Origin of the sequence: uncultured Planktosalinus sp. (genome assembly GCF_963973675.1) — a bacterium.
Taxonomy (GTDB): domain Bacteria; phylum Bacteroidota; class Bacteroidia; order Flavobacteriales; family Flavobacteriaceae; genus Planktosalinus.
Window position 1 is genome coordinate 1 of record NZ_CAXBAN010000258.1, and the last position, 3,983, is coordinate 3,983.

Here is a 3,983-nt window from a genome sequence, read left to right on the forward strand (position 1 = left end):
TTTGTAAATTCAGAAAGGTGTTCACCGTGCATCCAGTCCATTGTGAGTATGCGTTCGCTCGAGAGGTTTTCATAATAGTCAGGAAATGTCAAATTGGGGATGTGTGCACAAGCTTCTGTAATTTCACGGCTTTGCTTTAGTTCGAGATTGTAATCAGTCTCTTCCATAAGTTTGTCTTCAACCTCTTTGAAGTATTTATCAGAATCTTTAGCTTTGATATTAAACATTTTGAGTGCCACCGGCTTCACCAAAGCGAGATCACTACTTATGCTTTCAGCAATTCCGGGATATTGAATTTTTACAGCCAGTTGCTTTCCGTTCAACGTGGCTCGGTGCACTTGCCCAATACTCGCTGCATTGACAGAGTCTGCCTCAAAGGTATCAAACAAAGCCTCGGGCTCCTGACCCAAATATTTTTTAAAAGTTTTTCGCACCAACGGAGCCGATAATGGCGGCACTTGAAACTGTGCCAGGGAAAATTTCTCTACATAAGCCCTCGGCATAATATTCTTTTCCATACTCAACATTTGTGCAACTTTCAGTGCGCTGCCTTTCATGCTTTTGAGTCCGTCATAAATATCCTCGGCATTCTCCTCATTGAGCTTATCTTTGGTTAACTCAGGATTCACCAGCTTACCACCATAATATTTTAAATAATTACCACCCACTTTTACGCCGGTTTTTACCAGCTTTGAAGCACGTTGTATCTTTCCCGTTGGGATATGGTCTAATGTTTTCATTCAATTTTGTATTTACAGATTACCGCAGAGTTGCCAATCACTTTTAACTTTTACCTTCGTACTTCTAACTTTGAACTTCCTAAGCCATTTTCTCTTTCCAGATAAACTTACCAAAGTCAATCACACTTTCAAGGGGTGTTGTTGCAAAGACATCAAAAATAGCACGAACAGATTTTTCGATAACCACATCGGTTTTTTCAAAGGAAGGCGAATTGTCATCCATCCAAAATTTGAGGATAAATACAAATTGCAGCCAGGCACCTTCAGAGAATATTACAGCAGGTTGTTTGAGAAATTTGAGTTGCTGCTCATCATTTTTTTCCTCAATGAGTTCGCTGGCAAAAGCTTTTATTTTTTTTCGCAAAGGCGAAAGTTGCTGCATCATCTTCAACTTATCTTTGTCTTCGTGAAGCGAAAACAACACATAACTTCGGTTTGCTGTAAGTAACTCAAAAAAAGTATAGAAAAAGGTGAGCATTTTTTCTTGATTGGAGAAACTATCATACTCCTTGTTTTTTTGAGACAAGTCTGTTGTCATTTGATAAAAAGTCGTCCATATTCCCGATTTCAAACCTTCAAATGAACCAAAATGTTTGTAAAAGTCCTGTTCTGTAAAACCATTTTCTTTTGAAAATTTGTAAATGGATACAGGGGCCTTTTCGTGCTCCAGCACATACTGCATATACATATCAATAAGTTGCTGACGTGTTACTTTTTTTGTTGCGGAAGTCTTTTTTTTAGTTGCCATAAGTGTGATTTTTAATGCTATACAAAGATACGGAATGTTTAACCTAATCACTGCTTATATTAAACAGAAAGTTTTGTTAAAAAAATAATCAATGGTTTCTTTTTGAAATAATTCAATCCCTTTTAGAAAAACAATAAGACGGTAAATCAATAGAACTTTTTTCTCATTCTATAAATCGCTAACTTTCGTATCTTTAAACTCAAACAACTTGAGTAAAATGCTCAAAGACAATTTCAATAGAACCCACGATTACCTGCGTATTTCATTAACTGATGCCTGCAACTTCCGTTGTGTGTATTGTATGCCCAACGAGCAAATGAAATTTATGCCTGCCAAGCATTTAATGCAAGCCGATGAAATTGAAACCATCACCAAAAAATTTGTGGCCTTAGGAGTCAAAAAAATCAGGTTGACCGGTGGCGAACCTCTGGTGCGAAAAGACGCTAAAGAAATCATTGAGCGAATTTCCAAATTTCCGGTTGAACTCACTTTAACTACCAATGCTGCATTAATAGATTCATTTATTGAAATCTTTCATCAAGCGGGCATTAAATCGGTAAATGTAAGTTTGGACACCCTCCAGAAAGAAAAATTTCTGGAACTCACCAAGCGTGATTTGTTTGAAAAAGTATGGAACAATATCCAACTTTTAATCAAGGAAGATTTTCACGTTAAAGTCAACATGGTAGTAATGAAAGGCATCAACGACGACGAAATTCTCGATTTTATAGAATGGACCAAAAACCAACCCGTTCACGTGCGTTTCATTGAGTTTATGCCCTTTGATAAAAATCAATGGAACAGCTCTAAAGTTTGCAGCTATCAGGAAATTCTCAACTTGATTGAAACGCAGTTTAGTTTCATCAAGATGAAAGACGAAGCTAATGCAACCGCAAAAAAATACAAACCCCTCAATCACGAAGGGACTTTTGCAGTGATTAGCACGATGAGCGCTCCTTTTTGCGACAACTGCAACAGGATGCGACTCACCGCAGACGGTAAAATGAAAAATTGCCTCTTTTCAAAAGGTGAAGCCGATATTCTTACCGCTTTGCGAAATCAGGAAGAGTTAGAACCCATTATAAAAAAATGTGTGGGTCAAAAAGAAAAAGCGCTCGGCGGACAGTTTGAAGGGGATTTCCATCAAATAGACGCCAATAAAATAGACAATCGGAGTATGATACGAATTGGAGGTTAACTTTTTACCATCGTTATTCCCATAACGTCATAACCAAATGATCAATAGTCAATAATCAAGCAACAATGATAACAGTTTCAGAAGCTAAAAACCATATAATAAAACACGGTAAACAGCCACGTGTTGAAGAAAAATCACTTTCTGATGCATTGGGATTTGTCCTGGCTGAGACGCTTTTAGCAAAAATAGACACACCTCCTTTTGACAATTCGGCAATGGATGGCTATGCGTTTTCTTTTTCCAATTGGGATAAGAAAAGTGCCTTGACTGTGATTGGCGAAGTACAGGCCGGAAGTGAAAACAGTTTAAAAACAGCTGCCAATGAAGCCATCCGCATTTTCACCGGAGCTCCTGCACCGAAAGATGTAGATACCGTGATTATGCAGGAAAAAGTGGAACGAAAAGGTGATAAAATCACCTTGCTTGACGAAAATCTAAAACAAGGAAGCAACATCCGCCCCAAAGGTTCGCAAACCAAAAAAGGGGCTGTTGCATTGCAAAAAAATCAGGAATTAACGCCTGCGGGAATTTCCTATTTGGCAGGAATGGGCTATTCAAAAGTGACGGTTTATAGCAAACCCAAAGTGAGTGTCATCATCACCGGAAAAGAACTCATAAAAGCAGGAGAAACGCTCGAGACAGGTAAAATCTATGAATCCAACGGTATTGGATTAACAGCCGCTTTGCGTCAAGTGGGTATTGAGCCGGTTTCTGTTACACAGGTTGACGATGTTTTAAAGCTTATTGAAAATGCAATTAAAAGTCAATTGAGCAGCGACATCATCATTCTTACCGGAGGGGTTTCGGTGGGAAATTATGATTTGGTTCCAGCGGCTTTGGAAAAATGTGGCGTGGAGAAAATTTTCCACAAGGTGAAACAAAAGCCTGGAAAACCTCTCTATTTTGGCAAGACCTCAAACGCACTCATATTTGCACTCCCCGGAAATCCGGCAGCGGTAATGACCTGTTTTTATGAATATGTTGTTGAAGCCATTGACTCTTTTACGCAAAAAAGACATTTAAAATCCCTGACACTTCCCCTGGAAAATGATTTCACTAAAAAAACCGGACTCACTTATTTTTTAAAAGGTAAAACCACAGAAAACGGGGTCAAAATTTTAAACAGCCAACTCAGTTATATGCTCAATTCGTTTGCGATAGCAGATTGCTTAATTAGGCTTGACGAAGACAAAACGGAATACAAAAAAGGGGATTTAGTAACAGTTTTAATGATTGCTTAACATGGACATAAAAAACTATCAGGTAAAAGGACGCATTTGGCTTCAACAACATATTC

Annotated in this window: 4 protein-coding genes; 2 read left to right on the forward strand and 2 right to left on the reverse strand. The window is 38.3% G+C overall.

All coding sequences use genetic code 11. The features are described 5' to 3' along the window. Positions 1–740: AarF/UbiB family protein (locus AACY61_RS10035; protein ID WP_339611442.1), on the reverse strand; the 740-nt coding region annotated here is incomplete at its 3' end. A gap of 79 nt (positions 741–819) precedes the next feature. Beyond that, complete coding sequence (locus AACY61_RS10040) at positions 820–1,488, reverse strand: TetR family transcriptional regulator C-terminal domain-containing protein (protein ID WP_339611444.1); 669 nt, start codon at positions 1,486–1,488, stop codon at positions 820–822. A gap of 217 nt (positions 1,489–1,705) precedes the next feature. Between AACY61_RS10040 and moaA the strand changes: the two genes are divergently transcribed. Both moaA and glp read left to right on the forward strand, forming a co-directional pair. Continuing rightward, positions 1,706–2,686, forward strand: a complete 981-nt coding sequence (moaA, locus tag AACY61_RS10045; RefSeq protein ID WP_339611446.1) for a GTP 3',8-cyclase MoaA — start codon at positions 1,706–1,708, stop codon at positions 2,684–2,686. A gap of 65 nt (positions 2,687–2,751) precedes the next feature. Next, entirely contained in the window at positions 2,752–3,927 is a 1,176-nt protein-coding gene (glp, locus tag AACY61_RS10050) for a gephyrin-like molybdotransferase Glp (protein ID WP_339611448.1), read from the forward strand. Positions 3,928–3,983: the final 56 nt, after the last annotated feature.